Source organism: Paenibacillus sp. FSL L8-0641 (assembly GCF_038006265.1).
Lineage (GTDB): Bacteria > Bacillota > Bacilli > Paenibacillales > Paenibacillaceae > Paenibacillus > Paenibacillus polymyxa_D.
The window spans coordinates 1,983,491-2,009,233 of record NZ_JBBOUW010000001.1 but is presented as its reverse complement, the minus strand read 5'-3'; the positions used below and the strand labels follow the sequence as shown (position 1 = coordinate 2,009,233).

Genomic DNA, 25,743 nt, shown 5'->3' with positions numbered 1-25,743 from the left:
TTAACTGTAAATTCACCCGTCATCGCGGGAATATGTGTTTTGATTTTATACTTGAGATAGCCTAAAATGCTATTTCTATTTTACATAAAAAATAAAGGTTTTGCGGCTAAAAATGATAATTATATATTACAATTGAAGTCATAAGTTGATATAATCGACTAACATACGAACACGACAAACTAACGCTTTCCTGTTTTTAAGCGTTAAACAACTAAATTAATGTGCTTAAAAAAGCAGAGCATCACCAATCTGAGCAATCCGCAAAGGAGGAGTCCCTCATGTCCACCGCTATTTCTATCTTTGACACAACGCTGCGAGACGGCACTCAAGGAGAAGGAATTAGCTTGTCTGCTGATGACAAATTGAAAATCGCCAAAAAACTCGATGATCTCGGTGTTCATTATATTGAAGGCGGGATTCCCGGAAGCAACAGCAAGGATATCGAATTTTTCAAACGGGTACAAGAACTGGGCCTTCAGGCAAAGATTGTCGCCTTCGGCAGCACGCGCCGCAAAGATAGCATCGCAGCACAGGATGTCAATCTACAACGAATTCTGGAATCCGGCGCTCAGGCTGCTACACTTGTCGGTAAATCTTGGGATTTTCATGTACACACAGCCCTACAGACGACACTGGAGGAAAATCTGTCTATGATTTACGACTCCATCGCCTTTTTAAAGCAAGGGGGCATGGAGGTTATTTTTGATGCTGAACATTTTTTTGACGGATATAAAAACAATCCCGAGTATGCAATGGCCGTTATGAAAAAAGCAGAAGAAGCAGGCGCGGATTGGCTCGTGATGTGCGATACAAACGGCGGTACCCTACCGCATGAGATTCAGGAAATTGTCACTATGCTGCAGAGCCAAATAACGAGGTCGCAGTTGGGTATTCATACACACAATGACTGCGAATTGGCTGTAGCGAACTCTTTAAGTGCTGTACAAGCAGGCGCAAGGCAGGTTCAGGGTACCATCAACGGCTACGGTGAACGGTGTGGTAATGCTAACCTATGCTCCGTCATTCCTAATTTGCAGCTCAAGCTGGGCTACGACTGTCTAGATACTGAGAAGTTAAAGCAACTCCACAATACAGCCCGCTTTGTGAGTGAAGTCGCCAACGTCAATATGCCTGTGAACCAGCCTTATGTAGGCAATGCAGCTTTTGCCCATAAGGGGGGCATCCACGTGTCAGCCATTCTGCGCGACTCGCGAACTTATGAGCACATCGCTCCTGAACTCGTGGGGAACAAACAGCGGGTTTTGGTCTCCGAACTGGCCGGGCAGAGCAACGTGGTATCCAAAGCGCAAGAACTGGGCATCACCCTTGACCCATCCAGTGATGGGGCACGTGGCGTAATTAGCCGCATCAAGGAACTAGAGCATCAGGGATACCAATTTGAAGGCGCGGATGCTTCGCTGGAACTGCTCATTCGTGAAGCAGGTGGTGAAGTGAAGGAGATGTTCTCTTTTGAGTCCTTCAAAGTGCTGGTAGAGAAAACAGCCGGCCGCCCGGTCGTATCCGAGGCATTCTTGAAACTGAATGTCGCAGGGACGAGTGTCTATACCGCAGCTGAAGGCAATGGCCCTGTCAACGCGCTCGATAATGCACTCCGCAAGGCTCTTTCTCAATATTTCCCTGCCTTGCGGGACATGCATTTGGCCGACTACAAGGTACGTGTGCTTGACGAAAAGGATGCCACTGCCGCCAAGGTACGTGTGCTCATTGAGTCCAAAAATTACGAGGACGTCTGGAGTAACGTAGGTGTATCCGAAAATGTAATTGAAGCCAGCTGGGAAGCTCTCTTGGACAGCTTCCGTTACGCATTATTGGAAGCACCGACTCCAAAAAACGATCAGGCAGAGCTTACTCATCATGGATTAGTTAATCACTAATCAGGTGCTCGCATGAGCTTATAAGGTGCCTTTGGGGGTCTACTCGGCTCCCAAAGGCATCTTCTTTTTTTCAAGATTTTCTATTTTGCGTTCCAACTCCTGCTCACTGAGCATGCCAATTATGATTTCGCGGACCTGTCCGTGATGATCAACCATTACATGGGTTGGAAAAGCCACCCCTCCAAATCGTTCAAACAATGCTCCTTGCTCATCAAGTAAAATGGGAAATTGGAGGTCCAAAGAGCGGGAAAACCTCTGCACATCCTCCAATCGATCATAGCGAGTTACATTGATACCATACACATCCACATCATCTTTGTACTTACTATAAAACTCATTCAGCATAGGCGCTTCTAATCGGCACGGATCGCACCACGAAGCCCAAAAACTAATAACCAAAGCTTTATTGCGCGTGGCCCCTACATCGTAGGCCTTGCCGTTTAACCCCTTTAAAATCATAGAAGGAAGCCGTTGACCAGGCTTTATCTTTTTCATTACCTCTACCGCATGCGTTTCAGCCTCTACCTCTTTCTCAGCTTCAAGTTTTTCTCTACCATATTCCTCTTTTAATGGTGCGTTTTTCATGGACAGGCTTGCTGCATAAGTTGTGTTTGCAATCCCCCCCCAAGAAGCCCCAATCACAACCAGCATAACCATCGCTCTGATGAAAAGAAATCTTTTCACAGTCTTATCACCTGTCTTTCATCTAAATGACCCTTACCTTCTCCATAGGATGCCCATACTGTTCCCACCTCTAACCTTCTAAATCTGAACAGGACGCAAAAGAACAGCAAACCCACGAAATCGCGAACTTGCTGTTTTTATGTGTAAATGAATGCTATGCCTTGTACTGAATCAGGCATGACTTAAATGCGCATAAACATCTGCTAAATTGGTCACATTACGCTCCAACATTTCCTGAACATAAGCAACCCACAACTTAGCCGTCATTTTCGCATCCTCTAACGCATGGTGCCGCCCTTCAATCGGAATGGATTGATAGGTCAACAATTCATCCAAACTGTAGGTTTGATGTTGCTGTGGCTCGAGCCATTTGGCAAGCATCATCGTATCCAGAACACGGTGAGTTAACTGAACTTTAGATGTTTTCCATAACGCAGCATTCAAAAAGGCCTTGTCATGGGCGCTAGCATGTGCCACAAGTACTCGCCCACCTACAAAGGACATAAAGTCGTGCAGTCCATTCATAAGCGGTGGAGCTTCATCCGTCATTTCCCGGGTAATCCCAGTTAGCTCGGTAATATGCTCAGGAATCACAGTCCGTGGATTGACAAGCGTATAAAACTGCTCTTTTTCCATAATCATGTCCCCGACAACCCGAATCGCCCCGAACGATAAAATCTCATCTCCATGCTGTGCTGAAAATCCCGTTGTCTCCAGATCAAAAACTACCGTCTCCAAACGATCCAGCGGGGTCCGCAATACTTCAGAGCGCCGTTGCTCCCGGGTTAAGGAGCGAATAAACGCCATCTGCTGAGCCGTAGGAGCCCCCATTACAGATGCGATCGCAGACGGCACTCCTCCTCTGCGGAGAGCGCTCCAGAAGCCAGTTCCCTGCGCTGGTTCCTTCATGACCTTCTCCCTTCCATAAATCGCAACTGCCTTTGCAACGCACGATGTAGCCGCCTTACTGTCGAAAGCGCCTCGCGCAACTCATGCCAGCCTTTACTTTGTTTGAGCGGCTTTACAGCCAGGTAGCCATTACTGACCAGCAATCCATCATTCTTCTTCACCGGAGTAGCCATTCGAAGCTGAATCGCGATCCGAAAGGCTCGCTCGCAAGCATCGAGTAAAGGCAACGGCGCCGCTTCCAATGATGCGAGACGACTGAGCCTTTTGAGGGTGGAGGTTTCCTCTACACCATGTTGCAACGCCAAAAAACGGACTGCGTTCACCAGCGGAATGTACAACCCGTATTTCACATCAAAATCGCCCGCATGCTCACCAAAGCGCTCGGTAACAATCTGACCTAAAATATTAAGTGTCGCTTTATGCCTCACCGTGTTCCGAAGTACCGCCGAGGGTAAATCAGGATGTTTTCGGAACAACTTATAAAAACTTCGTTTCCAGTTTGCAGATAATTGCTCATCTCCAGCGATATGCCTCATATCAGACGAGATAATCAGATAACGGATCGGCTCCCAAGCAAAATCGTCCGACCATTTTGTTAGCTGTTTTTGCCATTCAGATAATGTTTGACGCCACAACGGCTCCGAGCACATTACTTTCCCCTCACATTTGGGATATCCCAAATACTCTAACATCGCAGACACTTTGCGACCAAACTCTCTAAAATATAATTCTTTGTCGGCAGATATCGTGTCACTGATAATCATACCGTTATCCTGGTCACTCCACAGCGTTGATTCCGAGCGCCCCATGCTTCCGAAGGCTATAAATGCGTAAGGGACGGGGGGAGGGCCGAAGCCATCCTCAACCATCCCTTTTTCGCACATTTGTACAGCTCTGGCCGCGATGCGGTCATGCATTTCATTCGCCGTTTGTAACCAGTCTGATAACGGAGCGGAGGCTTGAGAAGCCAGCAACCATTTTTGAGAGTCGACCCTGGCCCGCCTTAGCAATTCAGGTGTATCTGCATGATCAATCGCTTCGGCGGAACTCACCCAAGGAGCCATATTTTGCAGTTCCATACTTCCATCTCCTCCGCTCATCCATACTGGTTCTTTATATTTTACATATTAGTTCACAATTCCAGAACGCTTTTCAGCCTCAGCAACCAACTTCATTTGCTCAGGATAGCCGTACGTACCGTGTTCACTGATATCCAATCCCATTGTTTCTTCCTCTTCTGTAACGCGAATACCCATAATCGCTTTCATCGCACCCAGAATAATGAAGGAAATGACGAACACGAAAGCCAAAGTGCCAATCAGTCCAAGCAGCTGTACTCCTAATTGGGTAAATCCACCACCATAGAACAGACCCGCTTGACCTACACCAGTTATTTTTACAAGCTCAGGAGTAGCGAAGAACCCTGTGGACACTGCGCCCCACATCCCTGCAACACCGTGCACGGAGAAAGCATATACCGGGTCGTCTACTCTTGCACGCTCGAACCATTGCGCTGTGAAGAAAGTAACGATCCCTGCAACTGCACCAATGACCAATGCCGCCCAAGGTGCTACAAAGGCACAAGAACCAGTAATAGCAACCAAAGCCGCCAGCACACCGTTTAGCATAGCAGGAATATCTGCTTTTCCATATACCATCCAGGATACGAGCAAAGCGAAAACCCCACCTGCCGCAGCAGCAATATTGGTTGTCAAGGCCACATATCCAAAGAATCCGTCGTTCATAGCCGATACAGCACTACCCGGGTTAAACCCAAACCAACCAAACCAGAGAATAATAACACCCAAGATAGAGTACACCTGGTTATGACCAGGGATAATGTTCGGCTTGCCATCTTTATTAAACTTGCCCAGACGCGGTTTGAGCAGCAGCGTAGCTACGAGTGCTGCCGTAGCGCCTGTCAAATGGACTACCGTCGAACCGGCATAATCCTGCATCCCCAACTTACCAAGCCATCCACCGCCCCACACCCAGTGAGCTACAACCGGATAGATCACGATGGAGAACAAAATACCGAAAATAATGTATACACTTAATTTTGCACGCTCTGCCATCCCTCCACATGCGATAGAAAGTGATACCGCAGCGAAAGCAAAGTGGAACAAAAACATAATTGTAATCGGAACATCCAGACCTGAGAGAGCATCAAACGATGCAGCCGCATCCGTACCACTCATGAAGAAACCCGTCAGTCCCATAAATCCGTTTCCGCCATCATTACCAAAGCCGAATCCAAATCCAAGTGCCCAGAAGGACAAAGCCGCAACACCCGTGGTGAGAATCGTTTTACCAGCGACATGACCCGCATTCTTCATTCGAGTCGAGCCTGCCTCCAGCAATGCAAATCCCGCTTGCATAAAAAATACAAGTATAAATGCCAAGAACGTAAAGGCCGTGTTTAGCCCGGCTTGAAGTTGAATATTTGTCGGACCGTCAGCAGCAAACGCACCTACCGGAAAAGCTAATACTGTCAGCATGGCCAATAATACAACTAACCACTTTTTTCTCATGAAGCCCACTCCCTCGAATGTTAAGTTTCTTTACATTTCATGAAATTCTTATTGTCATTATAATCAGAATACATGAAAGTTGACAAGATTTTTTTTATTATGTTAAAAAAATATGGTTCCAAACACTCCATGTCATATTTACTAACTATAAAAGTAGCTTGTTTCTGTTCAAAAAAAGCATAACGTTTGACTGTATGGTTGGGAATCATGTAAAATATTCTTTATAAATACTCCGTTTGCAAATGCTAATATTGAAGGTTGAACGAAGAGCGCGAGGTGAAGACAGATGGGGATATGAAGCTGTATCGAATTGGTGAGCTAGCCAAGACGGCTGGTGTCAGCGAACGAACTATTGATTATTACACAAAGCTTGGTTTGATCACACCTGAAGAACGATCATTGAAAAATTATCGGCTCTATAATGATGAAACCTTAAACAGGCTTGAACGTATTAACCAAATGAAACAAGAGAAGTATAGCCTAGAGGAAATCAGACAGACACTGATTAAATGGAACTCGGTTGCGGGGGAAGAGCACGTCACTGACAAACTAACGAGTCTGGAGATGCACATGCAGCGTCTAGAACGTGAAGTCAATGAACTACAACCTCTCTTGGGGCAGCTCAAGCCCGTTCAAGCGCGCAAGTTGCTTACTGGTCTACTACCACAAAGCGCCGCTTGTATCGAAGCTCTGAAGTATCTGCTGGAGCATAGTTCTATGATGTAGATACCCGGGCTAGTATGATGAACAATATTGGAGGGTTGCTGTATGATGGGTATGTATATATTGATTATTCTTGCGTTCGGATTATCCTTATGGGCGCAATTCCGTGTAAAAGGTACTTTTAATAAATGGTCTGATGTCCCAAATGAAAATGGGTTGACCGGTTATGATGCAGCTCGGCATATGCTAGATCGCAATGGTTTGCATGATGTGCCTATTGAACCAGTACCTGGTGCGTTATCTGACCATTATGATCCAATGCAAAGAGTCGTACGGCTGTCCGAGCCCGTTTATTATGAAAAATCCATTTCCGCAGTTGCCGTAGCTTGTCACGAGGTTGGTCATGCCATTCAGCATAAAGAGCATTACCCCATGCTGGCACTCCGTCACCGGATCTTTCCAATCGTAAACTTCGCTTCCGGGATTGCACCGTTTCTGCTGATTGCCGGTTTCTTATTCAGCTACACGAACCTGATTGGCTTGGGTATTATCTTTTTCTCGGCTACTGTTGCTTTTCAATTAATTACATTACCGGTTGAATTTAATGCTTCCAACCGGGCCCGAGAAATTATGGTTTCCGAAGGGTTTATCCGTAGTGATGAAGAACGGGGTATAGCCAAAGTATTAAATGCTGCTGCATTAACTTATGTGGCTGCAGCTCTTGTTTCCTTGCTGGAACTAATCCGCTTAATCGGTATCTTTAACAGCCGGGATTAATTGCTTGTGTTGCAAAAAAGGTTGTTCCTCTACCAAGTTAACGGTAGGGAACAACCTTTTTCTTTATCTAAAACCAATCAGCTATACTCACTGTCCTAAATCCGCTTTTGCACTTCCACTCGGAGTAGCAACACTACCTTTAAGGCCAAAATATTGCAACAAAAAAGTCCGGAATGACTTTGCAACTAATGGTAGCTTGTCATCTTTGCGATGAATCAAGCCTATAGTTCTAGTGACTTCTGGATCAACAATTGACACTCTTGCAGGTTGAAGCGGGTTGGTCTGAAACAACGCCATTTCAGGCAAAAGGCTAACGCCCATACCAGCCGCAACTAATCCGCGTATCGTATCTGTCTCTTCACCTTCAAAAGCAATATCTGGGGTAAATCCTGCCTCCAGACAAGCCTGCCAGACAATCGGGCGTAACGAATATCCATCTCTGAACAGAATAAATTTTTCTCCTTTAAGCTGACTCAGCGTGATATGTTTGGCCGTAGCTAAAGGATGATTGGGCGGGAGAACAGCAAACAACTCCTCGGTCAGCACCACATCCCCCTCCACATGATCATGACGATCCGGAAAAGGAGATACAAAAGCCAAGTCCACCTCACCCGCTAACACATCACGAATTAAACTCGGATACATCCCCTGTTTAAATCTAAATTTAACATTGGGATACCGCTTTCGGAATTCAGCCACTACCGTAGGAATAAGATGAATCCCCAAACTGTGCGGAAAACCGATGCGGATTTCGCCCCCCTCAGGATCCAAAAACTCATGAACCTCCAAAACAGCTCGCTCCAGATCTTTTATTATCGTCTCAACCCGTTTGCAAAATAGCTGTCCCACTGGCGTAAGCTGCAAATTGCGACCCTTTTGCATAAAAAGATTAACTCCCAGCTCCTCTTCAAGCTGATGAATTTGCCGACTTACCGCAGATTGCGCCACATGTAGCTCCTCGGCTGCCTGAGTGACATGTTCTTTCTGCGCTACCTTCATGAAGTATTGCAACTGTCGTAATTCCACTCCGATATTCGCTCCAATCTGTTTTTCAACATCCGGAAGAAGACGTCAATCGAACATCATCCTCTTTCTTCCCTGCTAACTTACGGTAAAACTGTCTTTAGTGGCGTTTGCGCTGGCCAGTCAATCTAATTAATAATCCATACATGAAAAATCCACTGAGTAATCCCCCAAAGTGAGCGGTCCAATTAATGTTCGCTACAGCAAAAGAAAACAGAATGCCAAACCCAAGCAGCGTGTACAGCGTTTTGCGCGAAGCATCATCCATCAAGGAACGTTGGAACAAGGCAACGTACAGAAACGCCCCATAGATGCCATAAATCGCTCCTGAGGCCCCTACAGAGACTGTCGTTTCCGCCACCATGTTGTAATGGGCAATGGACAGTATGTTCCCTACAATACCCGTGACCAGATACAATAACACATAGCGGAAGGACCCCAGCAAACGCTCCAGCGGAGGAGCGAAGACGAGTATGGCAAAGGAATTGAACAGAAGATGATCAAACCCTGCATGTAAAAACATGGCTGATACATATCGCCACAGTTGATCGGTGAATGGCGCCTCATTAATCAAAGCTCCATATCGGATCAGCGTCAAACTATTTTCCGATCCACCCTGTACGGTGAGTACAACAAACATCACAATATTGATGAGCAAAATCAGACAGGTTACTGGGTAAAACCGCAAATAACTTTTCCAGTTCTCATAACGTAAAAAAATCAAGGCAATCCTTCCTTCATGGGTGTCTCCACCTTATTCAAATTGGACAATGTCTTTTATAAAAGATTATAATAGATTTCGGCAACGATAACCAATGCTAAAAACCAAGGAGGCTATTACATATGGCACAAGAACGTACAGGAGCTGCTACTTTTAAAGGCAATGCTTTGACACTCTTAGGTCCTGAACTGAAGGTTGGAGATCAGGCACCTGATTTCAAATTACAGAAAAACCTGTTAGAAGCAGCTACGCTCCAAGACTTTGCAGGCAAAGTCAAACTGATCAGTGTTGTTCCTTCTTTGGATACAGGTGTGTGTGACGCACAGACTCGACGTTTTAACCAGGAAGCTAATTCCCTTGGGGATCAAGTCGTGGTGCTGACTGTCAGCGTCGATCTGCCTTTCGCTCAAGCTCGTTGGTGCGGTGCTGCCGGTATTGACCGCGTATTGACACTGTCCGACTATAAGGATCATTCCTTTGGCGAAGCTTATGGTGTGTTCATCAAGGAATTCCATTTGGATCATAGAGCTATTTTTGTGATTGATCAAAATGACAAAATTGCTTACGTAGAATACTTGAGCGAAATGTCCGAACACCCTGACTATGACCAAGCGATTGCAGCAGTGAAAAAACTCGTCTAAATCAAGACTGCATATTAAAAAAGCGAGTGAAGGGTTGCCTTCCTCGCTTTTTTGACGTTTGTCTGCCACATCACTGCTCACACATCTACAATCACTGCACAACCTTATGAGCAGACAGCTTCTTGTCAATCACAGCGAACAGTTGCAAAATGATGCGGTAATTCGCGCCCAAGTCCCCTAGCGATCCGCGTGAAGCAGAATAAATATCCACCGCACTCCGAACTGGTGAGACAGACAATATGGAAACGGTAATGTCGACGGTTCTACCGAACGCCGTTCGCTTCTCTAACGTAATTTCACCTACGGATGCTACCTCATGAAGAACCTTGTAGCCAGGAATTTTTTTTAGAATAGATGATACTTCTTCCCAAGCCTTGTCTCTCGATAAGTTATAATAGCGTGTCTTCATTTGGGGGTCCTTGACCCGGTCGCTTGTACCTTCTTGGCTGCGCACAATCCCTACCAGAGTCCTCTTCAACGACAAGACATTTCCTCCTTCACGATAATCGTTGCCATAATGCAGCACATCGGTTTTTTTGCTGCAAGCGCTTTATAAAACGTTAAACAACAAAAAGTTAACCGACCATACCTGTGGTATGCGACCTTAGTACCTCATGTCTTAGTTTAACATTGTTGCATACAAAAAACACCCTGTTTCTGCAAGAAGCATAAACAGAGTGTATTCATTATCTTTGGAGTACCCGCCGATGCCGTCCGACCATAGCGTCTTCTGAACCTGCTTTAGCAGGTGGGTGACCGCAGAATAAACTTTTGAAGTCCCCTTGTCAGGAATTGACAGGGCTTTTCAGCTATTCATCCGTATAGATCTCCCTAGACATTGTCATTGGTTCAAAACAACAAATGACCGTAACGTGCATCGCAGGATATGACCTTATTATAGCGCTTCTCACTCAGAAAGTAAATGCTAGGAGAAATATGTTTTATTTTTAGAGGTTATCACTTTTCTTGTCTTCAATGCTTGCCGTATCTTCATCTTTCTGCTTCATCTTTTCCATTTGATCCTGCATTTTAAGGAATGTTCCATAAAAATTAAAGAAAGCGAACCAGGCAACTACACTACCGATGAAGAATAAGAAAAGCACAGGATATTTGACTCCGATAAATATAACAACGGCGCTACCGAGCATGGTAGAAAATACACGGAATGGTCGAATCAGCGTCAGTAAAACCGCATTTTTGATAATTTGTCCGGTAGACATATGATAATGAGCCACCATCGAAAAGAAGTTAAACATAGACACAAGCAAAATAATGATAAGAATGAGCATAATTACGCCCACGATTTGCAAGTTGCTGAGTTGTGTCATATATACGGTATAATCCACATACATGATGACAAACAGTAACGTGTAAAAGATACCCCCGATTAGACTCTGCTTATAGTTCTCTTTGTACCCTTTAAAAAAGGTACGAAACACGCCTGTATCGGTATCCCCCATTACCCATTTGCGAACCACTGTGAACATAGCCGATGTGGCTGGAAATAAAGTAAGCGGTGCCAAAACAGCCATCGCCCAATTCATTTGTAAAGATTCATTAGCCAAATTCTGATTCATTACAAGTAGTTTCAGTATGAGGCAGAACACAAAAGGCGACGAACATAACACCCATAACAAATTTGTAGCCGCCAGTCGGGTAATCCACTCGGTCAGGCGGTAAATACCACCCATAGCTCCTTTAAACTCCAATGTCAGTCTCTCCCTCCGCAAGCCTTGGCAGTTCCAAGACTCATGTTGCTATGCCTATAAATTCCGGCTCTTGGCTATATCATACCGTATTTCAGCCCTAATGCGCCAGTGAAATCAATAAGCGCCTCATTAAAGCAGATTGCTAAAAGGTTCATACATACTGATTCAATCATAACAAAAAAGCCGAAGCTTCATCTGCTTCGACTTTTCATTATTTCATTTCTTATTCGGAAGAGGAATCTTCACGTCTTGCAGGACGACGAGTTTCCCCATTGCTGCTCGGGCGTGGTTTGCGATCTCCACTGTACCGGCTTCCGGAATCACGGTTGTAGCCACCGCCTTCTTTGCCACGGTTGTAACCGCCATATCCACCTTTGCTGCCACTACCGCCGCTACCACCGGAACGGTTGGAATTGTAACCACCGTTGCTGCGACCGCTGTAGTTGGAAGGCTTGCGACCGCCAGAACGCACGTCTGGTTTACGACGTTTTGCACGGATCGGATCTTCTGGAGTCAGCTCAATCGATGCTTCTCTCTTCTCACCAGTCATTAGTTTCAGAGCTGCGGAGAGAAGTTGTACAGAATCATATTGCTCCAGCATTTGAATAGCCAAACCTTTATACTCGTTCAGCTCGCCGCTTTCTACAGCCTCTAGGAGACGTTCAGCAATGATACGTTGTTTGCCTTCCAGAGCTTCAGCCAACGTTGGAAGCGGCTTGCGTGGAATGCGGTGACGAGTTACACGTTCGATAAAGTGCAAATGGTCAATTTCACGAGGCGTTACGAAAGACCAAGCTTCCCCTTCTTTACCTGCACGTCCAGTACGTCCAATACGGTGAACATAGCTTTCTGGATCTTGCGGAAGGTCAAAGTTCACAACGTGAGTTACACCGGAAACGTCCAAGCCACGGGCAGCTACATCAGTCGCTACGAGCACATCGATGCTTCCGTCACGGAATTTACGCATTACAGCATCACGTTGGTTTTGAGACAAGTCACCATGCAAACCGTCTGCAGAATATCCGCGTTTTTGCAGAGCTTCAGCCAGCTCGTCTACCCGACGCTTGGTACGACCAAATACGATAGCAAGTTCTGGGGATTCCATGTCGATCAAACGGCTCAATGCTTCGAATTTTTGACGCTCAGGAACTTCGATATAGGCCTGATCAATCAGTGGAGCACTAACTTGTTTAGGAATAACTGAAACATGCTCAGGATTTTTGAGGAATTGTTCAGCCAATCTTTTAATATTAGGAGGCATTGTAGCCGAGAAAAGCATCGTTTGACGCTCGTCTGGAACTTGCTTCAGAATGGATTGAATATCTTCCATAAAACCCATATCCAACATTTCATCTGCTTCATCCAAAACAACTGTGTTTACATCTTCCAGCTTGATGGTTTTACGATTAATATGGTCAAGCAAGCGTCCTGGCGTACCAATAATAATTTGAGGTTTCTTTTTCAAAGCGCGAATCTGGCGTACGATATCTTGTCCACCATAGATTGGCAAAGTACGAAGACCTTTGAAACGGGAGAGTTTTTCGATTTCTTCAGCTACCTGGATAGCAAGCTCACGTGTTGGTGCCATGATCAGAGCTCTGATTTTTTCGTCGCTTCTAGAAATTTTGTTGATCAGCGGAATACCAAACGCAGCAGTTTTACCAGTACCTGTTTGGGCTTGGCCAATCATGTCTCTGCCTTGTAGTGCAATCGGGATGGATTGCGATTGAATTGGTGTTGCTTCTTCAAAACCCAGTTCTGTAATCGCCTGAATTACTTTCGGTTCAAGATCAAATTCTGCAAATGTCGTCAAATTTATTCAAACTCCTTCTTAATGGTGGATGTGGTGGACAATCCACAATGTTGTCTGTATTCTTAAGTAGCGATATTATTGTATAAGTTTTCCCCAATACAGTGACAGTTTATTTAGACCTATAACTGCAACTTTCTGTAATGAATTTGGGGAACCTATCCGATACATCTTAAACGAATTTATCCTTTTTAAAACAGTTTAAATTTTAAGTGTTTCTCTGGACATAGGTCCCTACTCAAGAATATCCACATCGCATTATAGCACAGAACAATTCATGAATACCAGCAAGTTGCTTCCCGTATAATTTAAATGAGGTGAAAATAAGTTGTTAAAAATGGTGTTAAACTGCTTAACTGTCATTCTTGGAGCCGCTGCCATTGCATGCGGTTTTAATCTGTTTCTCGTGCCACACCACTTGCTGAGCGGAGGAGTAGCTGGGCTTTCCATGTTAATCGGCTACTTCACAAAATTTGATATCAGCGCGATGTATTTTATTATCAATATCCCGATGCTTATTACAGGCTGGTTTATTTTAGGCAAGCGTTTTATTAGCCTGAGCATTTTATCCGTTGTCGTTACAACATGGATTTTGGCCTTGGTGCCGGTGCGATCTGTCGTGTCGGACCCCCTGCTAGCCTCCGTTTTTGGAGGAGTGATGATCGGCGTTGGAGCAGGAATTTCCTTTCGGGTAGGGGGGTCTACGGGCGGTTTTGACATTATCGGTTCCATCGTCACTCGTTATCGTGACTTCCCCGTAGGAACTGTACTTGTTGGCATGAATGGACTGGTCATTCTTGCAGCAGGATATTTGAACGATGATTGGAATATTGCACTTGCGTCGATGCTATCTATTTTTGTGACTGGCAAAGTGTTAGATCAAATCTATGTCAGTCACACGAAGATTACCGTCTACATTATTACAGAACACACCGACAAGCTACTGGAGCGGATGTTAACCACACCACGCGGTGTTAGCAAAATAAAAATTGAAGGCGCATTTTCACATACTGAAAAAGACATGCTGATGACTGTCACGACACGCTACGAGCTAGTTGAATTAAAACGGATCATTAAAGAAGTGGACCCTTCTGCTTTTGTCAATATTGTGGAAACGGTTGGGGTGATGGGTTCATTTCGCCGAAGATAAGCACAAACCCAAGTGTCAAAATACAGTTTCTGTGGTACACTATATGTGCGCTGTTCCCATAGTATATAAAGACCAGCTTTACCTGCTATTTCACAGGCACTTTGCTTTTCCGAATCGTATTGAATGATTCTTTTGGAATGATTCCGAGCAGGAAAGGGTGATTTTTGTGGAAATGGAAACGGTAAAACTGTCCGACATTGTCTTAAGATGGTATCCGGAAATGCTCCCTTCTCTCAAAAAGGATGAGCTGAACTCGATGATTGTGCTTCGGGACGGGATGTCCATACTCAAGCCAACGGATGCGCTAGAAATTATTCAGTACAGTATTTGCGAGCATCAAGACAATAATTATCTTCAATAAATTTCTTTACCAAGTGCCGCTTCTTCCGGTTGCATCTACAACTGCGAAGAGAGCGGCATTATTTATGCATTTTTATGGATTCAATAAACATAAGTTGGGTTAATCATGTAAGACTGTGCCTGATGATTCCAGTATTGGTTACAAGCGTGTTTTTTTTCGATACATAACTTTACGTATAATCAGGTAAGCGACATCCATAAGGGAGAGAGTTAGGAAATGAATATGATTTGGGCAATTATGCTATTGGCGATGGGGATAGGCGGAAACGGGGACCAGTCAGCCAACACTCCAAATGTAAAAGATACGGTGGCAACAACAATTAGCAGCGCCATGATTCAGGCTCAGCACAATAAGATGAAGGTGGATGCCTCCAATCCTCCGGTTAAAATTGACCCACAACCGACGACTCCTGCTATCAAGGGCATCTATGTCACAGCTTATAGCGCAGGCGGTTCGCGTATGACCCAGCTGCTTGAACTGCTTGATAAGACAGAGCTCAATTCCATGGTTATTGATATTAAAGACGATGCAGGTTATATCACTTATCCAACGTCCAATCCCGAGCTGCTCAAATTGGGCAAGCCGCAAAAATTCATTCGGGATATTTCCGGTTTGATGGACCGATTGAAAAAGCATAATGTTTACCCGATTGCTCGTATTGTCGTATTTAAAGATACGGTACTGGCCAACAAAAATCCCGAGATGTCTTTCCGTAATCCTGACGGCTCTGTCTGGAAAAACGGCAAGGGAGACGGGTTCGTCAATCCCTATAATAAAGAAGTATGGGATTATAATATAGCCATCGCTAAGGAAGCAGCCAAACTTGGTTTTAAGGAAATTCAATTTGACTATGTACGTTTCCCCGAAGGCTTTGAGAAAAGAGCAGACAAGCTGAAATATACCAAATCAGATCAATCCCGCTCGGATGCAGTCGCTGAATTCGTACAATATGCCCGCAGAGAGCTTGCTCCATTAGGTGTACGAGTATCCGTAGATATTTTTGGATATGCCGCATCCGTTCCTGCTGCGGAGGGAATCGGACAGGATTTCACTAAAATTTCCGAAAATGTGGATGTCATTTCACCCATGGTTTATCCAAGTCACTACACCACAGGCTGGTTCGGTGTAAAAGACCCTGATAAGAATCCCTACCAGACGATTAAAGGCTCCATGGTCGATACACACAAAAAGCTAGATCCGACAGGCAAGCTAAAGCCAATTATTCGTCCTTGGATCCAGGATTTTACTGCAAGTTGGTTAGGAAGCGGACATTATGCTAAGTATGGAAAAACTCAAGTAGAGGACCAAATTCGAGCGCTTAAGGATATGAAAGTGGATGAATATTTACTCTGGAATGCCACAAACCGCTATTCAAGCGGAGTAACTTACAAATAATTTATCCCTCCGGACTTCTCGTTATCTAATACGAAATTTAGAAATTATATAATTTTTTTCGAAGGCTGTCCCGTTGTTTGGCGAACGGGTGCAGTCTTTTTTATTACTGTTCAAATGTGGCGGTATCCCTTACAATAAATACTTACATGTTATGATACATACGAATATTCAATCCCTAGTAAATGAGGAAAACAAAAATGCAATTGACTTCAACAACGGGGCAGAAATGGAAGCAGCTTTTATACATTTTGCTCCCTATCCTGATTACCCAGCTTGCACTATCTGCCATGACTTTTTTCGATACGAATATGTCGGGACACTTTTCCCCTGCCGATCTGGCTGGAGTAGCCATCGGAGTAAGTCTGTGGATTCCTGTACAAACAGGCCTTAACGGAATACTTATGGCTATCACACCTATTGTATCTCAATTAGTGGGAGCACAGCGCAAAGATAAAGTCTCCTACTATGTCATTCAAGCACTTTGGCTCTCTCTTGCCCTATCCATGGTCGTTTTGATTGTGGGCATCATTTTGGTCAAGCCTATTCTAAATGGTATGAATCTTGAATGGAGAGTTCATAATGTAGCTCTGTACTACCTTTGTGCGATGGCCTTCGGTATTGTGCCTCTATTTGCCTATACGGTGCTCCGAAGCTTTATGGATGCATTGGGACAAACCCGCTTTACGATGTTAATCACGCTCATGTCGTTACCCATCAATGTCTTGTTGAACTATCTACTTATTTATGGGAACTGGGGTTTTCCGCGTCTGGGAGGTGTAGGCTCCGGGGTGGCAACGGCAACCACCTACTGGATCATTATGCTGGTCGCTGGTATCACTGCGCATCGGGGAAAAATATTTGCCGAATACCGAATCTTCAGCAAAATATACGGGATTGCTGCTAGTGCTTTGAAAGAGCTCATCAAGATTGGAGTACCGATTGGATTTGCAATATTTTTTGAGACTGCCGTCTTTTCAGCCGTCACTCTCTTCATGAGTAGCTATAATACAGCTACCATAGCCGCACATCAGGCCGCGATGAACTTTGCATCTACGTTATATATGATTCCACTCAGCATTTGTATGGCACTTACGATTCTTGTTGGCTATGAAACAGGAGCTACTCGCCCGCGGGATGCCAAAGCTTATAGTGTAATGGGCATCAGCAGCGCAGTAGGTCTATCACTGATTACAGCTATTGTACTGCTTATCTGGAGTGAACAGGTCGCTCGACTTTACTCCACCGATCTGCAGGTCATTCAGTTGGCACAGCATTTTCTAATCTATGCGATTTTCTTTCAGATATCTGATGCTGTCGCTACACCTACACAAGGAGCGCTACGCGGGTATAAAGACGTCAATCCAGCCTTTTTGCTCACATTCCTCTCCTATTGGGTCATTGGGCTTCCTGTAGGATATATACTGGCACGCTGGACTTCATTGGGGCCCTACGGCTACTGGATCGGTTTGATTACAGGGTTGGCAGTAGGCGCTATTTTACTTCTCTGGCGTCTGGTGAAAGTACAACGTCGTTTCTCCGAAAAAAAACAACACGCAGAGGTTATTTAGCCTTTGCGTGTCTCGATTACATATGCTGCGCCTAAAGTTATTCGTTTTTTCTCCACAATAGCCACTTCGTTCAGCTTGGGAGGATATAGAAAGTGTCTCTCCACATGTTGTTCAATCTCTTCAAATGCCTGTTCTTCATTTTCAGCAGCGAGAATGACAGTCAGCGCTCCTTCCGAACTATCCACTTCGATTTTGAATAGGTACATGTATGACTACCTCCTGATAGGACTCAAAGCTAAAAAATAGCGGATGACTCGGGTCATCCGCATAATTTTGATCTTTTCCAATATCAGAACCGATCTACTGTACGTAGAAGGCTCTTATTATTGGGACAAACGCAAAGCAAGTTCATAAAGCTCCATGTTGAAATCTTTTTTAGTATTTACAACCTTGTCAATATCTGTAGCTACCAACTTACCGTCGATCGTTCCGCAAGCCTTATCAGATATGCCCTCGATCAATTGGCGAACAGCAAAGTCACCCAAACGGCTCGCCAGGTTGCGGTCAAACGCGGTTGGTGTGCCTCCACGTTGGATGTGTCCAAGCACTGTAACACGAGGCTCATAATCCGGACAGTTTTCTTGGATTACCTTTGCTACATCTTCACCTTTGCCTACGCCTTCCGCAACGATAATAATACTGTGGCGCTTGCCATGCTTGAAATTTTGTTTCATACGATCAGATACTTCGTTCAGGTCAAATTCTACCTCAGGCACCAAAATTGTTTCTGCGCCAGAAGCCAGACCCGCATGCAAAGCAATATCACCACAATGACGTCCCATAACTTCAACAATGGAAGAACGTTCATGAGATGACATTGTATCACGCAGCTTGTTGATTGCGTCCACTACGATACTAACCGCTGTATCAAAACCAATCGTGTAGTCCGTGAAGGAAATGTCATTGTCAATCGTACCCGGAAGACACATGGTTTTAATGCCTTGCTTGGTCAGTTTGTTAGCTCCTTGGTAGGAACCGTCTCCACCAATCACGACTACGCCGTCAATCCCACGGTCACGCAAAATTTGCGCGCCTTTTTTCTGCCCTTCTTCAGTCGTAAATTCCAGGCATCTTGCAGATTGAAGTACAGTACCCCCACGTTGGATAATATCTCCGACGCTTCTCAGATCCATTGGAAAAATATCGTCGTTCAAAAGGCCTTGATAACCACGTTGAATCCCGAATACTTCCAGTCCGAAATACAATCCGCTACGTACGACGGCGCGAACTGCCGCGTTCATCCCTTGTGAATCTCCACCACTTGTTAATACTGCAATTTTCTTAACTGCTGTCATGGTTTATGACCTCCTCAAAATAATCATATAAGCCTTCTTATCCATCGACTGTTTAATAAGAAAAACAAACGCATGAGCGGACTATTTTTCATTAAACGTCTCGAAACAGCGCGAACGTCTTGCTGCTCGCTAACTTTAGGGTCGGATAAATATAAAGCCAGCAATCCCTCGATAATCATCCGGTGAAAGGAGCTGGCAGGGACATCTGCAATATCAGCCCGCGCCCGATTCACAACGTAGGCGATCCGGTTTAGCATCATGTCGGTATCTTCATAATAATTGCAAAAGTTAAGATCTCCGCCCTTCCGGTCTTCGTCTTGATCGATTAGATAATCCAGCAAAATATGAAGACTGCACACATGTGGAAAATACGATGCATGTATTGAGGCAGCCCCCGCATCTGTCAGATGCTGGTCGCTGGCAGCAAGAAACAGCATAAAGACCCCCAGAGTTGAACCGGTAGCCGCAGCAAACTCATTCCAGCGCAACTCTGGTGTACGGTCTTTATGAAGCGACCACCAGTCCAAAAGCGCTTGTTCCCGCAGCTCGGGTTTAATATGCTTGTATACTTGCAAATCCGTGTATAATCGCGCCAAATCCTGAACGTAAGGCATTGCCGCCTCATAGCCCGGAAGCCTGCTTACACAAGACTGACAGGTTGTCACCAGCCCAGTCAAATAACCGCCATCCTCCTGCTCACGACGCAACTCATAATAATTCACTGGCCTAGCCGTCGGATTAATCGCATCCAGCATAGCCTGATGCAACAGCCTGAAATCATCCGGGTCCATGGACGTACTGCGATCACACAGGTTGTCCAGATAATCACTAATGGTCTGATACGCTACGATCAGCGGAATTAACGTCTGCCGGGCAGACATATTAGCTGCGGCATAAACCGCTCCACCCACGCAGTGAAATGTCTTATCCGCTATGCTCGCAAGCGCCTGGCTTCGCAGTTCAGGGTCCGGAATTTGTTCGGCCTTGCTCTTCCAGTTACTCAATTCTTGTTTCGTTTCAGGGAGAATGTGCTTGTACATTCGGCTCATTAGACCTATGGGGCCTCTCGGTACTTGATAACGTCCTTGCTCAACATAACTCAAATGACGGTGCCTCCACATTGTTGTCTACGTAATTATACCTATCCAAACCATATCCATTATAATATGATCGTCCTTTTAGCACAAATGAACAACCTCACTTTTTTCTTTAAAATTCAAGAAAAATGAGCTGTTCTCATTAAAAGACTTTATACCTGTAATGTTTTATTAGCCGAAAATAGTATAAAGGGCCTACCTATCCTTGTCCTCTGCTGGCTTCACGCCTTGGATTCCCTCTCCCATACTTGCCTGCTTCCATTTCCCGAAAGCATAATAGAAAATGACTGCTACGGCAGAGATAGCAAAACCAACAGGAAAGCTCCACCATACAGCATCTAGACCATACTCATCAACAAATGCATAGGCCAAAGGTATACGAATGCCCCATAATGAAATAATGGTAATTAAAAGCGGTATCATTACGGAACCCGTTGATCGAACAACCCCTGTAATGACATTGGTAACACCGAATATAACAAAAGACCACAAGGTGATCATATTAATCCGCATTCCCAATTCCAATGCACCCCCCGTAGAAGGAAGAAACATGAGCAAGGCCTGACGGTTAAACACGTAAATTAATACCACAGCTCCACCAGTCAATACAAAATTATACACAATCCCAATCCAGGTTGTCGTGCGCACTCGATCCCAACGTCCGGCTCCAATATTTTGAGCGGCAAAGGAAGATACAGCTGCACCTAACGCCATCAGATCGAATTAATCGTTCCATTCAGGGATTGCAGAATGTTGCCGAACAGCATCGGCAAAGAGAACATAAACAGCGTTTTGGCAATAGGACCTTCAATCAGGGAAGGCTTACGACTAGCCTCTGCTGCACTCATTTTCTCAACTCCTTCAATCTATAATGTCTTCTGCCTAGTTTTATTACGTATAATACCCTATTCCTGCTCAATCTTCTCATATCATAAACGTATTTACGCAAAAAAGCGCAGTCCCTTAAAATAAAGGAACTGCGCTCTCAATTCATAGTTTAACCGTAATATATAAGACATCCGTAGAAACGGAACCATTCTTACAATTCAGTTACACTTACAGTTTGATTACGTTAGCTGCTTGGGGTCCACGGTTACCTTCAGTAATTTCGAATTCAACCGCTTGACCTTCTTCCAAAGTTTTAAAGCCGTCGCCTTGGATTGCGGAGAAATGTACGAATACGTCCTCGCCACCATCCATTTGAATGAAGCCATAACCTTTTTCTGCGTTAAACCATTTAACTGTACCTTTCAAGTGAACAACCTCCTAAAAATACCGCCATCTATGGCGAATATCCATATTATACTTCATGCTTTTTCACAATGCAATTGATGTTTTTCCGGTTTTTTTGGGCTGGAATGATTTGCTTTTGCGGCGGAAACTGCGGTATCATGAACCAAAACATCTATAAAATCGGAGACATGCATATGATGAAAAAACACGAAATATACAAAAAAGACAATTGGAACATGATGACTGTCGAGGTGCAGGGCCGTTACATCGTTCTACGGGAAATATCCGATGATTGGGGCGAGGAAGCCCACACGTTTTTAAGCCGCCCGGCGCTGATGCATTGGGCTCAAAATCGGTTTCCCAAGCAGTCCTTTCAAGATAATGAGGAAGAATGGCAGCGGATCATGAACGCTTTCAAACAGGTCTAGCCTATTCATGGTGTCCAACAGCTATCTCATCTTCATTATTCTGGCCTTCACGCTGGGCGGAGTGCTGATCATGAAGCGTGATACGATACCGACTCCTCTCAAAAAGTGGATGGCCCTCACTGCTGTAATCATGGTTTGCTTTGCCTTTTATCTCATTGTATACAGCTTATTAAATATAGGTTCCAACCCACAGTAAGGAAAATTATACTTTCGGGCGTAAGAGGTCATACTATGGCATAACAAGCCATGGTATAAGGAGGATCTGCCGTTACATGCATCCTGTAAAACCTCTTGCCCTGCTGCTTACGGTAAGCGTGGCGGTTTCTTCGTTTTGGCATCCGTCCCTTACTGCCGCAGCCCTACCCCACATTACGTTCGATCAGAGGAGGCTCTCCATGAGTGAAATTGTAAAACGCGCTGATGCGCCAGTGGAAAATACATGGAAATTGGAAGATCTGTTTCCCAACCGCAAAGCATGGGATCAAGAATACGAAGAAGTCAAACAACTAGCCAAAAAGGCTGAACAATTCCAAGGCAAGCTCAATTCAGCAGAATCGATTGGCAACTGCTTTAAATTGGAAGATGAATTGTCGCTGAAAACCGAGCGTGTATATGTGTACGCACATCTGCATCATGATGAGGATACAGCTGAACCTACATACCAGGGTCTTTCGCAAAAAGCCAAAAAATTAGGCGTTGAGGTTAGCGAGTCTCTTTCTTTTGTGACACCTGAAATTTTGGCACTGCCAGATCATCAGCTCGATGCCTTCATTGAAGATCCGAAGCTTGCAGATTATCGGTTCACCCTTCAAGAAATGAAGCGGGAAAAAGCACATATTTTGGGCAAGACAGAAGAAGCGCTGCTCGCTCAGGTTGGCAATCTGGCTCAAGCCCCGCAAACGATTTTCGGCATGCTCAACAATGCTGATCTGAAGTTTCCAAAAATTAAGAATGAGAACGGCAAAGAGGTTGAGCTGACTCATGGCAGCTACATTCAATTCCTCGAAAGTCCGCACCGCGAAGTACGCGAACGTGCTTTTAAAGCGGTGTATGACACGTATGCCAAAAATAAAAATACAATTGCTTCTACACTAAGTGCCAATGTGAACAAAAATATTTTTTATTCTCGTGTTCGCAAATACCCTTCTGTACTGGAAATGTCACTATACGGTGACAATATTCCGAAGGAAGTGTATACGAATCTCATTGACACCATTCATGAAAGCTTGCCCCTGCTCCATCGTTACATGAAGTTGCGTAAGAAGTTGTTAGGTGTGGATGAGCTCCATATGTATGATTTGTTCGCTCCACTTGTGGACGAATACAAGATGGACATTACGTATGAAGACGCCAAAAAGCAAACAAAGGAAGGCCTTAAGCCACTGGGCGCGGACTATCTGGCTTCGTTGCAAAAAGGCTATGATGAGCGCTGGATCGACGTATACGAGAATGAAAACAAACGTACGGGTGCATACAGTTGGGGAGCTTATGGTACCCACCCCTATGTGTTGCTGAATCATAAAAATAACCTGAACAGCATGTTCACACTTGCTCATGAAATGGGGCATGCGTTGCATTCGTACTATTCAGACAACGCATTGAAGTATAGAGATGCACAGTACACCATTTTCCTGGCTGAAGTGGCATCCACAACCAATGAAGCGTTGCTAATGGACTACCTGCTGAACAAATCAACCGATCCAAAAGAGAAAATGTACCTTCTCACCTACTATGCAGATCAATTCCGCACAACGGTATTCCGTCAAACCATGTTTGCGGAATTTGAGAAAATTGTACATGAACGCGCTGAACAGGGGGAATCCCTCACACCGCAGCTTTTATCAGAGATTTACTATGATCTGAATGTGAAATACCACGGACCAGGCATGAAGGTAGATAAAGACATTGAAATGGAATGGGCACGAATCCCCCATTTTTATAACAGTTTTTATGTCTACAAATATGCTACTGGCTTCTCGGCAGCAACCAGTTTCTCGAAACAGATTCTGGAAGAAGGCCAGCCAGCCGTTGACCGTTACTTGGGCTTCTTGAAGAGCGGTGGCAGTGATTATTCAATCAATATTTTGAAAAAAGCTGGCGTTGACATGTCCTCTCCGCAGCCGATTCGCGAAGCGATGAGCGTATTCGAAGAAGTCATCACAGAAATGGAAAAGCTAACTGAAGGAAAGTAAAACCGTGCGCATTTAAAATCCAGCATTGAAATGATGCACGGATAAATCCCTTGTCCATGGCGGGCAAGGGATTTTATAATGTAACGGGAGGAGGTGGCATTTTGAAAACACAATGGTCTTTGATCGCAGCTCTTGTTATTGCTTTGTTAACAGCTGTATTTGCTGTTATTAATGTGAATTCGGTTCAAGTGAACCTTCTATTCAGTATGGTCAGCATTCCTTTGATTCTGCTTATTCTCGGTTGCACTCTTCTAGGTGGACTTATTGTCGGTTCTTTCGGTATTTTCCGCCAATATAGGCTTCAGAGGGAGATTAAACGTCTGACGACTCAGCTTCATACACTACAAGAAGAGCACACATCCACGGTAGAAGCAAACGCGGATGTGACCTATGACACGACTGGTTCTTCCAGCACAGGGTCTACATCCGACCAAGATATAGAGCAACCGTCCTCTAACTCTGATCGGTTGTCCAAATGAGGAGGAGCAACAAATGACGATTCAATTAAATGAGAATTATATGATGAACTTTTTAAATCAGCTACTGAACACACCCAGTCCCAGTGGATATACACACCATGTGATGGAGCTGATTCGTAAAGAAGCGGAAAGCCTCGGGGTACAAATCGAATGGAATGCAAAGGGCGGTGCCATCTTGACTCTGGAAGGTCAGGAAACGGACCATACGGTGGCGCTGAGCGCACATGTGGATACATTGGGCGCAATGGTGCGTTCCATTACAGCACAAGGCACCCTACGTCTGACATCCGTCGGCGGCTTCATGATGAACAGTATTGAGAATGAATACTGCCTTATTCATACCAGAAGCGGACAAACGTATACAGGCACTATTCTGTCCAGCCATCCATCTGTGCACGTCTATGATGATGCACGGAGCTTTGAGCGCAAGGAGAGCCATATGGAGGTACGGATTGACGAGCTTGTCGAGTCAAAAGAAGACGTGCTTCAGCTCGGTATTGCAGTGGGCGATTTTATTTCGTTCGATGCGCGTCCAGTCGTTACACCAAGTGGATTTATCAAGTCACGGCATCTGGATGATAAAGCTAGTGTAGCTGCGCTGTTTGGTTTACTGGAATCTGCTGTACATGGAAACTGGAAGCCTCGACATACCGTTAAATTGCTCATTTCTAACTACGAGGAAGTGGGGCACGGAGCGGCTTACATACCTGAAGGAATCAGTGAGATGATAGCTGTCGATATGGGCTGCATGGGTGAAGATCTGAGCTGCAAGGAAACGGATGTTTCTATCTGTGCCAAAGATTCCTCCGGGCCTTACGACTATACTATGACAACCCGTCTAATTAAGCTGGCCAAAGAGCTGAATATTCCGCATGCGGTAGATATTTATCCACACTACGGTTCGGACGCTTCGGCTGCACTACGAGCAGGTAATAACATCCGTGCTGCGTTGATCGGCCCTGGCGTACACGCCTCCCATGCTATGGAGCGCACGCACAAGCAGGCCGTGGTGAACACTGCCCATCTGCTTGCAGCTTATGTGACAGTTTAATTCGAATAACGACAATCAGCCTGTTACATCGTCGAATAGATCAGTAAATAAAAAAGCAAGTCTTCCGGTTTTTCGGATACTTGCTTTTTTAGTCTGAGCAACATGAAGAAATAGCTCTGGCAGAATGCTAT

The 25,743-nt window shown here is 44.9% G+C and carries 27 protein-coding genes, 1 other RNA gene and 1 pseudogene; 13 read left to right on the top strand and 16 right to left on the bottom strand.

Going from position 1 to position 25,743, the window contains the following annotated elements:
• The first annotated feature begins 278 nt into the window (after positions 1-278).
• Entirely contained in the window at positions 279-1,895 is a 1,617-nt protein-coding gene (cimA, locus tag MKY16_RS09125) for a citramalate synthase (protein ID WP_340955086.1), read from the top strand.
• Positions 1,896-1,934: 39 nt separating this feature from the next.
• On the opposite strand, the gene MKY16_RS09120 is transcribed toward cimA, so the two are convergent.
• From MKY16_RS09120 to MKY16_RS09105, 4 genes are all read right to left on the bottom strand, one after another.
• Positions 1,935-2,579 carry a TlpA family protein disulfide reductase gene (locus MKY16_RS09120; RefSeq protein ID WP_340955084.1) on the bottom strand — a complete coding sequence of 215 codons (645 nt, stop codon included), beginning with the start codon at positions 2,577-2,579 and terminating at the stop codon, positions 1,935-1,937.
• Positions 2,580-2,750: 171 nt separating this feature from the next.
• On the bottom strand, positions 2,751-3,488 hold the full coding sequence (locus tag MKY16_RS09115) for an exonuclease domain-containing protein (protein ID WP_340955082.1): 738 nt from the start codon (positions 3,486-3,488) through the stop codon (positions 2,751-2,753).
• A complete protein-coding gene (locus MKY16_RS09110) occupies positions 3,485-4,567 on the bottom strand; it encodes a DUF294 nucleotidyltransferase-like domain-containing protein (RefSeq protein WP_340955080.1) in 1,083 nt (360 codons plus the stop codon). Before MKY16_RS09110 ends, MKY16_RS09115 begins: the two co-directional genes overlap by 4 nt.
• Before the next feature lie 48 nt (positions 4,568-4,615).
• Positions 4,616-6,019, bottom strand: a complete 1,404-nt coding sequence (locus MKY16_RS09105) for an ammonium transporter (protein WP_029516714.1) — start codon at positions 6,017-6,019, stop codon at positions 4,616-4,618.
• A gap of 294 nt (positions 6,020-6,313) precedes the next feature.
• On the opposite strand from MKY16_RS09105, the gene MKY16_RS09100 reads away from it, so the two are divergent.
• A complete protein-coding gene (locus MKY16_RS09100; protein WP_049816952.1) occupies positions 6,314-6,745 on the top strand; it encodes a MerR family transcriptional regulator in 432 nt (143 codons plus the stop codon).
• Positions 6,746-6,787: 42 nt separating this feature from the next.
• Positions 6,788-7,459 (top strand): zinc metallopeptidase, encoded by a 672-nt coding sequence (locus MKY16_RS09095; RefSeq protein WP_023988023.1) that lies wholly within the window; start codon positions 6,788-6,790, stop codon positions 7,457-7,459.
• Positions 7,460-7,546: 87 nt separating this feature from the next.
• Here MKY16_RS09095 and MKY16_RS09090 read toward each other — a convergent pair whose 3' ends face one another.
• Both MKY16_RS09090 and MKY16_RS09085 read right to left on the bottom strand, forming a co-directional pair.
• Positions 7,547-8,485 (bottom strand): LysR family transcriptional regulator, encoded by a 939-nt coding sequence (locus MKY16_RS09090; RefSeq protein ID WP_340955079.1) that lies wholly within the window; start codon positions 8,483-8,485, stop codon positions 7,547-7,549.
• Between the two features lie 97 nt (positions 8,486-8,582).
• Positions 8,583-9,206 carry a rhomboid family intramembrane serine protease gene (locus tag MKY16_RS09085; RefSeq protein ID WP_069011083.1) on the bottom strand — a complete coding sequence of 208 codons (624 nt, stop codon included), beginning with the start codon at positions 9,204-9,206 and terminating at the stop codon, positions 8,583-8,585.
• Positions 9,207-9,325: 119 nt separating this feature from the next.
• Between MKY16_RS09085 and tpx the strand changes: the two genes are divergently transcribed.
• Positions 9,326-9,844: a thiol peroxidase gene (tpx, locus tag MKY16_RS09080; RefSeq protein ID WP_340955078.1), complete on the top strand. Its 519-nt coding sequence runs from the start codon at positions 9,326-9,328 to the stop codon at positions 9,842-9,844.
• 91 nt (positions 9,845-9,935) lie between these two features.
• Here tpx and MKY16_RS09075 read toward each other — a convergent pair whose 3' ends face one another.
• The 4 genes from MKY16_RS09075 to MKY16_RS09060 all read right to left on the bottom strand — a co-directional run bounded on the left by MKY16_RS09075 (position 9,936) and on the right by MKY16_RS09060 (position 13,366).
• Positions 9,936-10,328, bottom strand: coding sequence for a DUF1499 domain-containing protein (locus tag MKY16_RS09075; protein ID WP_013309718.1), 393 nt, complete (start codon positions 10,326-10,328; stop codon positions 9,936-9,938).
• Between the two features lie 210 nt (positions 10,329-10,538).
• A non-coding RNA gene (gene ssrS, locus MKY16_RS09070) (6S RNA) lies at positions 10,539-10,733 on the bottom strand.
• Positions 10,734-10,791: 58 nt separating this feature from the next.
• On the bottom strand, positions 10,792-11,553 hold the full coding sequence (locus MKY16_RS09065; protein ID WP_029516710.1) for a YesL family protein: 762 nt from the start codon (positions 11,551-11,553) through the stop codon (positions 10,792-10,794).
• Positions 11,554-11,776: 223 nt separating this feature from the next.
• Positions 11,777-13,366: a DEAD/DEAH box helicase gene (locus tag MKY16_RS09060; protein WP_029516709.1), complete on the bottom strand. Its 1,590-nt coding sequence runs from the start codon at positions 13,364-13,366 to the stop codon at positions 11,777-11,779.
• Positions 13,367-13,691: 325 nt separating this feature from the next.
• Between MKY16_RS09060 and MKY16_RS09055 the strand changes: the two genes are divergently transcribed.
• The 4 genes from MKY16_RS09055 (at position 13,692) to MKY16_RS09040 (ending at position 17,837) form a co-directional block, all read left to right on the top strand.
• A complete protein-coding gene (locus MKY16_RS09055) occupies positions 13,692-14,513 on the top strand; it encodes a YitT family protein (protein WP_029516708.1) in 822 nt (273 codons plus the stop codon).
• Between the two features lie 172 nt (positions 14,514-14,685).
• Positions 14,686-14,874: a hypothetical protein gene (locus MKY16_RS09050; protein ID WP_080658605.1), complete on the top strand. Its 189-nt coding sequence runs from the start codon at positions 14,686-14,688 to the stop codon at positions 14,872-14,874.
• Positions 14,875-15,090: 216 nt separating this feature from the next.
• Positions 15,091-16,269, top strand: coding sequence for a putative glycoside hydrolase (locus tag MKY16_RS09045; protein ID WP_340955076.1), 1,179 nt, complete (start codon positions 15,091-15,093; stop codon positions 16,267-16,269).
• 197 nt (positions 16,270-16,466) lie between these two features.
• The gene (locus MKY16_RS09040) at positions 16,467-17,837 is read left to right on the top strand and encodes an MATE family efflux transporter (protein WP_340955074.1); all 1,371 of its coding nucleotides are present in this window, start codon (positions 16,467-16,469) and stop codon (positions 17,835-17,837) included.
• Here the strand turns inward: MKY16_RS09040 and MKY16_RS09035 are convergent.
• The 6 genes and pseudogenes from MKY16_RS09035 to MKY16_RS09010 form a co-directional block, all read right to left on the bottom strand.
• Positions 17,834-18,043: a DUF3906 family protein gene (locus MKY16_RS09035; RefSeq protein ID WP_013309710.1), complete on the bottom strand. Its 210-nt coding sequence runs from the start codon at positions 18,041-18,043 to the stop codon at positions 17,834-17,836. The two genes, MKY16_RS09040 and MKY16_RS09035, sit on opposite strands and share 4 nt — an antisense overlap.
• A gap of 117 nt (positions 18,044-18,160) precedes the next feature.
• On the bottom strand, positions 18,161-19,132 hold the full coding sequence (gene pfkA, locus MKY16_RS09030; RefSeq protein WP_039269999.1) for a 6-phosphofructokinase: 972 nt from the start codon (positions 19,130-19,132) through the stop codon (positions 18,161-18,163).
• A 23-nt stretch (positions 19,133-19,155) separates the two neighbouring features.
• Positions 19,156-20,235: a tetraprenyl-beta-curcumene synthase family protein gene (locus MKY16_RS09025; protein ID WP_039269998.1), complete on the bottom strand. Its 1,080-nt coding sequence runs from the start codon at positions 20,233-20,235 to the stop codon at positions 19,156-19,158.
• Positions 20,236-20,424: 189 nt separating this feature from the next.
• Positions 20,425-20,943 (bottom strand): annotated as a pseudogene (locus MKY16_RS09020) (MATE family efflux transporter); the annotation flags it as partial.
• Positions 20,943-21,077 (bottom strand): hypothetical protein, encoded by a 135-nt coding sequence (locus MKY16_RS09015; protein ID WP_340955073.1) that lies wholly within the window; start codon positions 21,075-21,077, stop codon positions 20,943-20,945. The pseudogene MKY16_RS09020 and the gene MKY16_RS09015, both read right to left, overlap by 1 nt.
• A 208-nt stretch (positions 21,078-21,285) precedes the next feature.
• Positions 21,286-21,483, bottom strand: a complete 198-nt coding sequence (locus MKY16_RS09010; RefSeq protein WP_013309706.1) for a cold shock domain-containing protein — start codon at positions 21,481-21,483, stop codon at positions 21,286-21,288.
• Positions 21,484-21,656: 173 nt separating this feature from the next.
• Between MKY16_RS09010 and MKY16_RS09005 the strand changes: the two genes are divergently transcribed.
• From MKY16_RS09005 to MKY16_RS08985, 5 genes are all read left to right on the top strand, one after another.
• Positions 21,657-21,890 (top strand): hypothetical protein, encoded by a 234-nt coding sequence (locus MKY16_RS09005; protein ID WP_013309704.1) that lies wholly within the window; start codon positions 21,657-21,659, stop codon positions 21,888-21,890.
• 7 nt (positions 21,891-21,897) lie between these two features.
• Entirely contained in the window at positions 21,898-22,086 is a 189-nt protein-coding gene (locus tag MKY16_RS09000) for a hypothetical protein (RefSeq protein WP_029516701.1), read from the top strand.
• Between the two features lie 199 nt (positions 22,087-22,285).
• Positions 22,286-24,082, top strand: a complete 1,797-nt coding sequence (gene pepF / locus MKY16_RS08995; protein ID WP_340955072.1) for an oligoendopeptidase F — start codon at positions 22,286-22,288, stop codon at positions 24,080-24,082.
• A gap of 56 nt (positions 24,083-24,138) precedes the next feature.
• Positions 24,139-24,561 (top strand): LapA family protein, encoded by a 423-nt coding sequence (locus tag MKY16_RS08990; protein WP_039269994.1) that lies wholly within the window; start codon positions 24,139-24,141, stop codon positions 24,559-24,561.
• A 13-nt stretch (positions 24,562-24,574) separates the two neighbouring features.
• Positions 24,575-25,612, top strand: coding sequence for a M42 family metallopeptidase (locus MKY16_RS08985; RefSeq protein WP_340955071.1), 1,038 nt, complete (start codon positions 24,575-24,577; stop codon positions 25,610-25,612).
• Positions 25,613-25,743 lie beyond the last annotated feature (131 nt).

Excerpts from the sequence above, each read along its gene's own strand:
- cimA (WP_340955086.1), top strand. The coding sequence starts at position 279 with ATGTCCACCGCTATTTCTATCTTTGACACAACGCTGCGAGACGGCACT.
- MKY16_RS09095 (WP_023988023.1), top strand. The coding sequence starts at position 6,788 with ATGATGGGTATGTATATATTGATTATTCTTGCGTTCGGATTATCCTTA.
- MKY16_RS09035 (WP_013309710.1), bottom strand. The coding sequence starts at position 18,043 with ATGTACCTATTCAAAATCGAAGTGGATAGTTCGGAAGGAGCGCTGACT.
- MKY16_RS09000 (WP_029516701.1), top strand. The coding sequence starts at position 21,898 with ATGGTGTCCAACAGCTATCTCATCTTCATTATTCTGGCCTTCACGCTG.
- MKY16_RS08990 (WP_039269994.1), top strand. The coding sequence starts at position 24,139 with ATGGCGGGCAAGGGATTTTATAATGTAACGGGAGGAGGTGGCATTTTG.
- MKY16_RS09005 (WP_013309704.1), top strand. The coding sequence starts at position 21,657 with ATGATGAAAAAACACGAAATATACAAAAAAGACAATTGGAACATGATG.
- pepF (WP_340955072.1), top strand. The coding sequence starts at position 22,286 with ATGAGTGAAATTGTAAAACGCGCTGATGCGCCAGTGGAAAATACATGG.
- MKY16_RS09015 (WP_340955073.1), bottom strand. The coding sequence starts at position 21,077 with ATGAGTGCAGCAGAGGCTAGTCGTAAGCCTTCCCTGATTGAAGGTCCT.
- MKY16_RS09110 (WP_340955080.1), bottom strand. The coding sequence starts at position 4,567 with ATGGAACTGCAAAATATGGCTCCTTGGGTGAGTTCCGCCGAAGCGATT.
- MKY16_RS09100 (WP_049816952.1), top strand. The coding sequence starts at position 6,314 with ATGAAGCTGTATCGAATTGGTGAGCTAGCCAAGACGGCTGGTGTCAGC.
- MKY16_RS08985 (WP_340955071.1), top strand. The coding sequence starts at position 24,575 with ATGACGATTCAATTAAATGAGAATTATATGATGAACTTTTTAAATCAG.
- MKY16_RS09040 (WP_340955074.1), top strand. The coding sequence starts at position 16,467 with ATGCAATTGACTTCAACAACGGGGCAGAAATGGAAGCAGCTTTTATAC.
- pfkA (WP_039269999.1), bottom strand. The coding sequence starts at position 19,132 with ATGACAGCAGTTAAGAAAATTGCAGTATTAACAAGTGGTGGAGATTCA.
- MKY16_RS09045 (WP_340955076.1), top strand. The coding sequence starts at position 15,091 with ATGAATATGATTTGGGCAATTATGCTATTGGCGATGGGGATAGGCGGA.
- MKY16_RS09105 (WP_029516714.1), bottom strand. The coding sequence starts at position 6,019 with ATGAGAAAAAAGTGGTTAGTTGTATTATTGGCCATGCTGACAGTATTA.
- tpx (WP_340955078.1), top strand. The coding sequence starts at position 9,326 with ATGGCACAAGAACGTACAGGAGCTGCTACTTTTAAAGGCAATGCTTTG.
- MKY16_RS09050 (WP_080658605.1), top strand. The coding sequence starts at position 14,686 with ATGGAAACGGTAAAACTGTCCGACATTGTCTTAAGATGGTATCCGGAA.
- MKY16_RS09115 (WP_340955082.1), bottom strand. The coding sequence starts at position 3,488 with ATGAAGGAACCAGCGCAGGGAACTGGCTTCTGGAGCGCTCTCCGCAGA.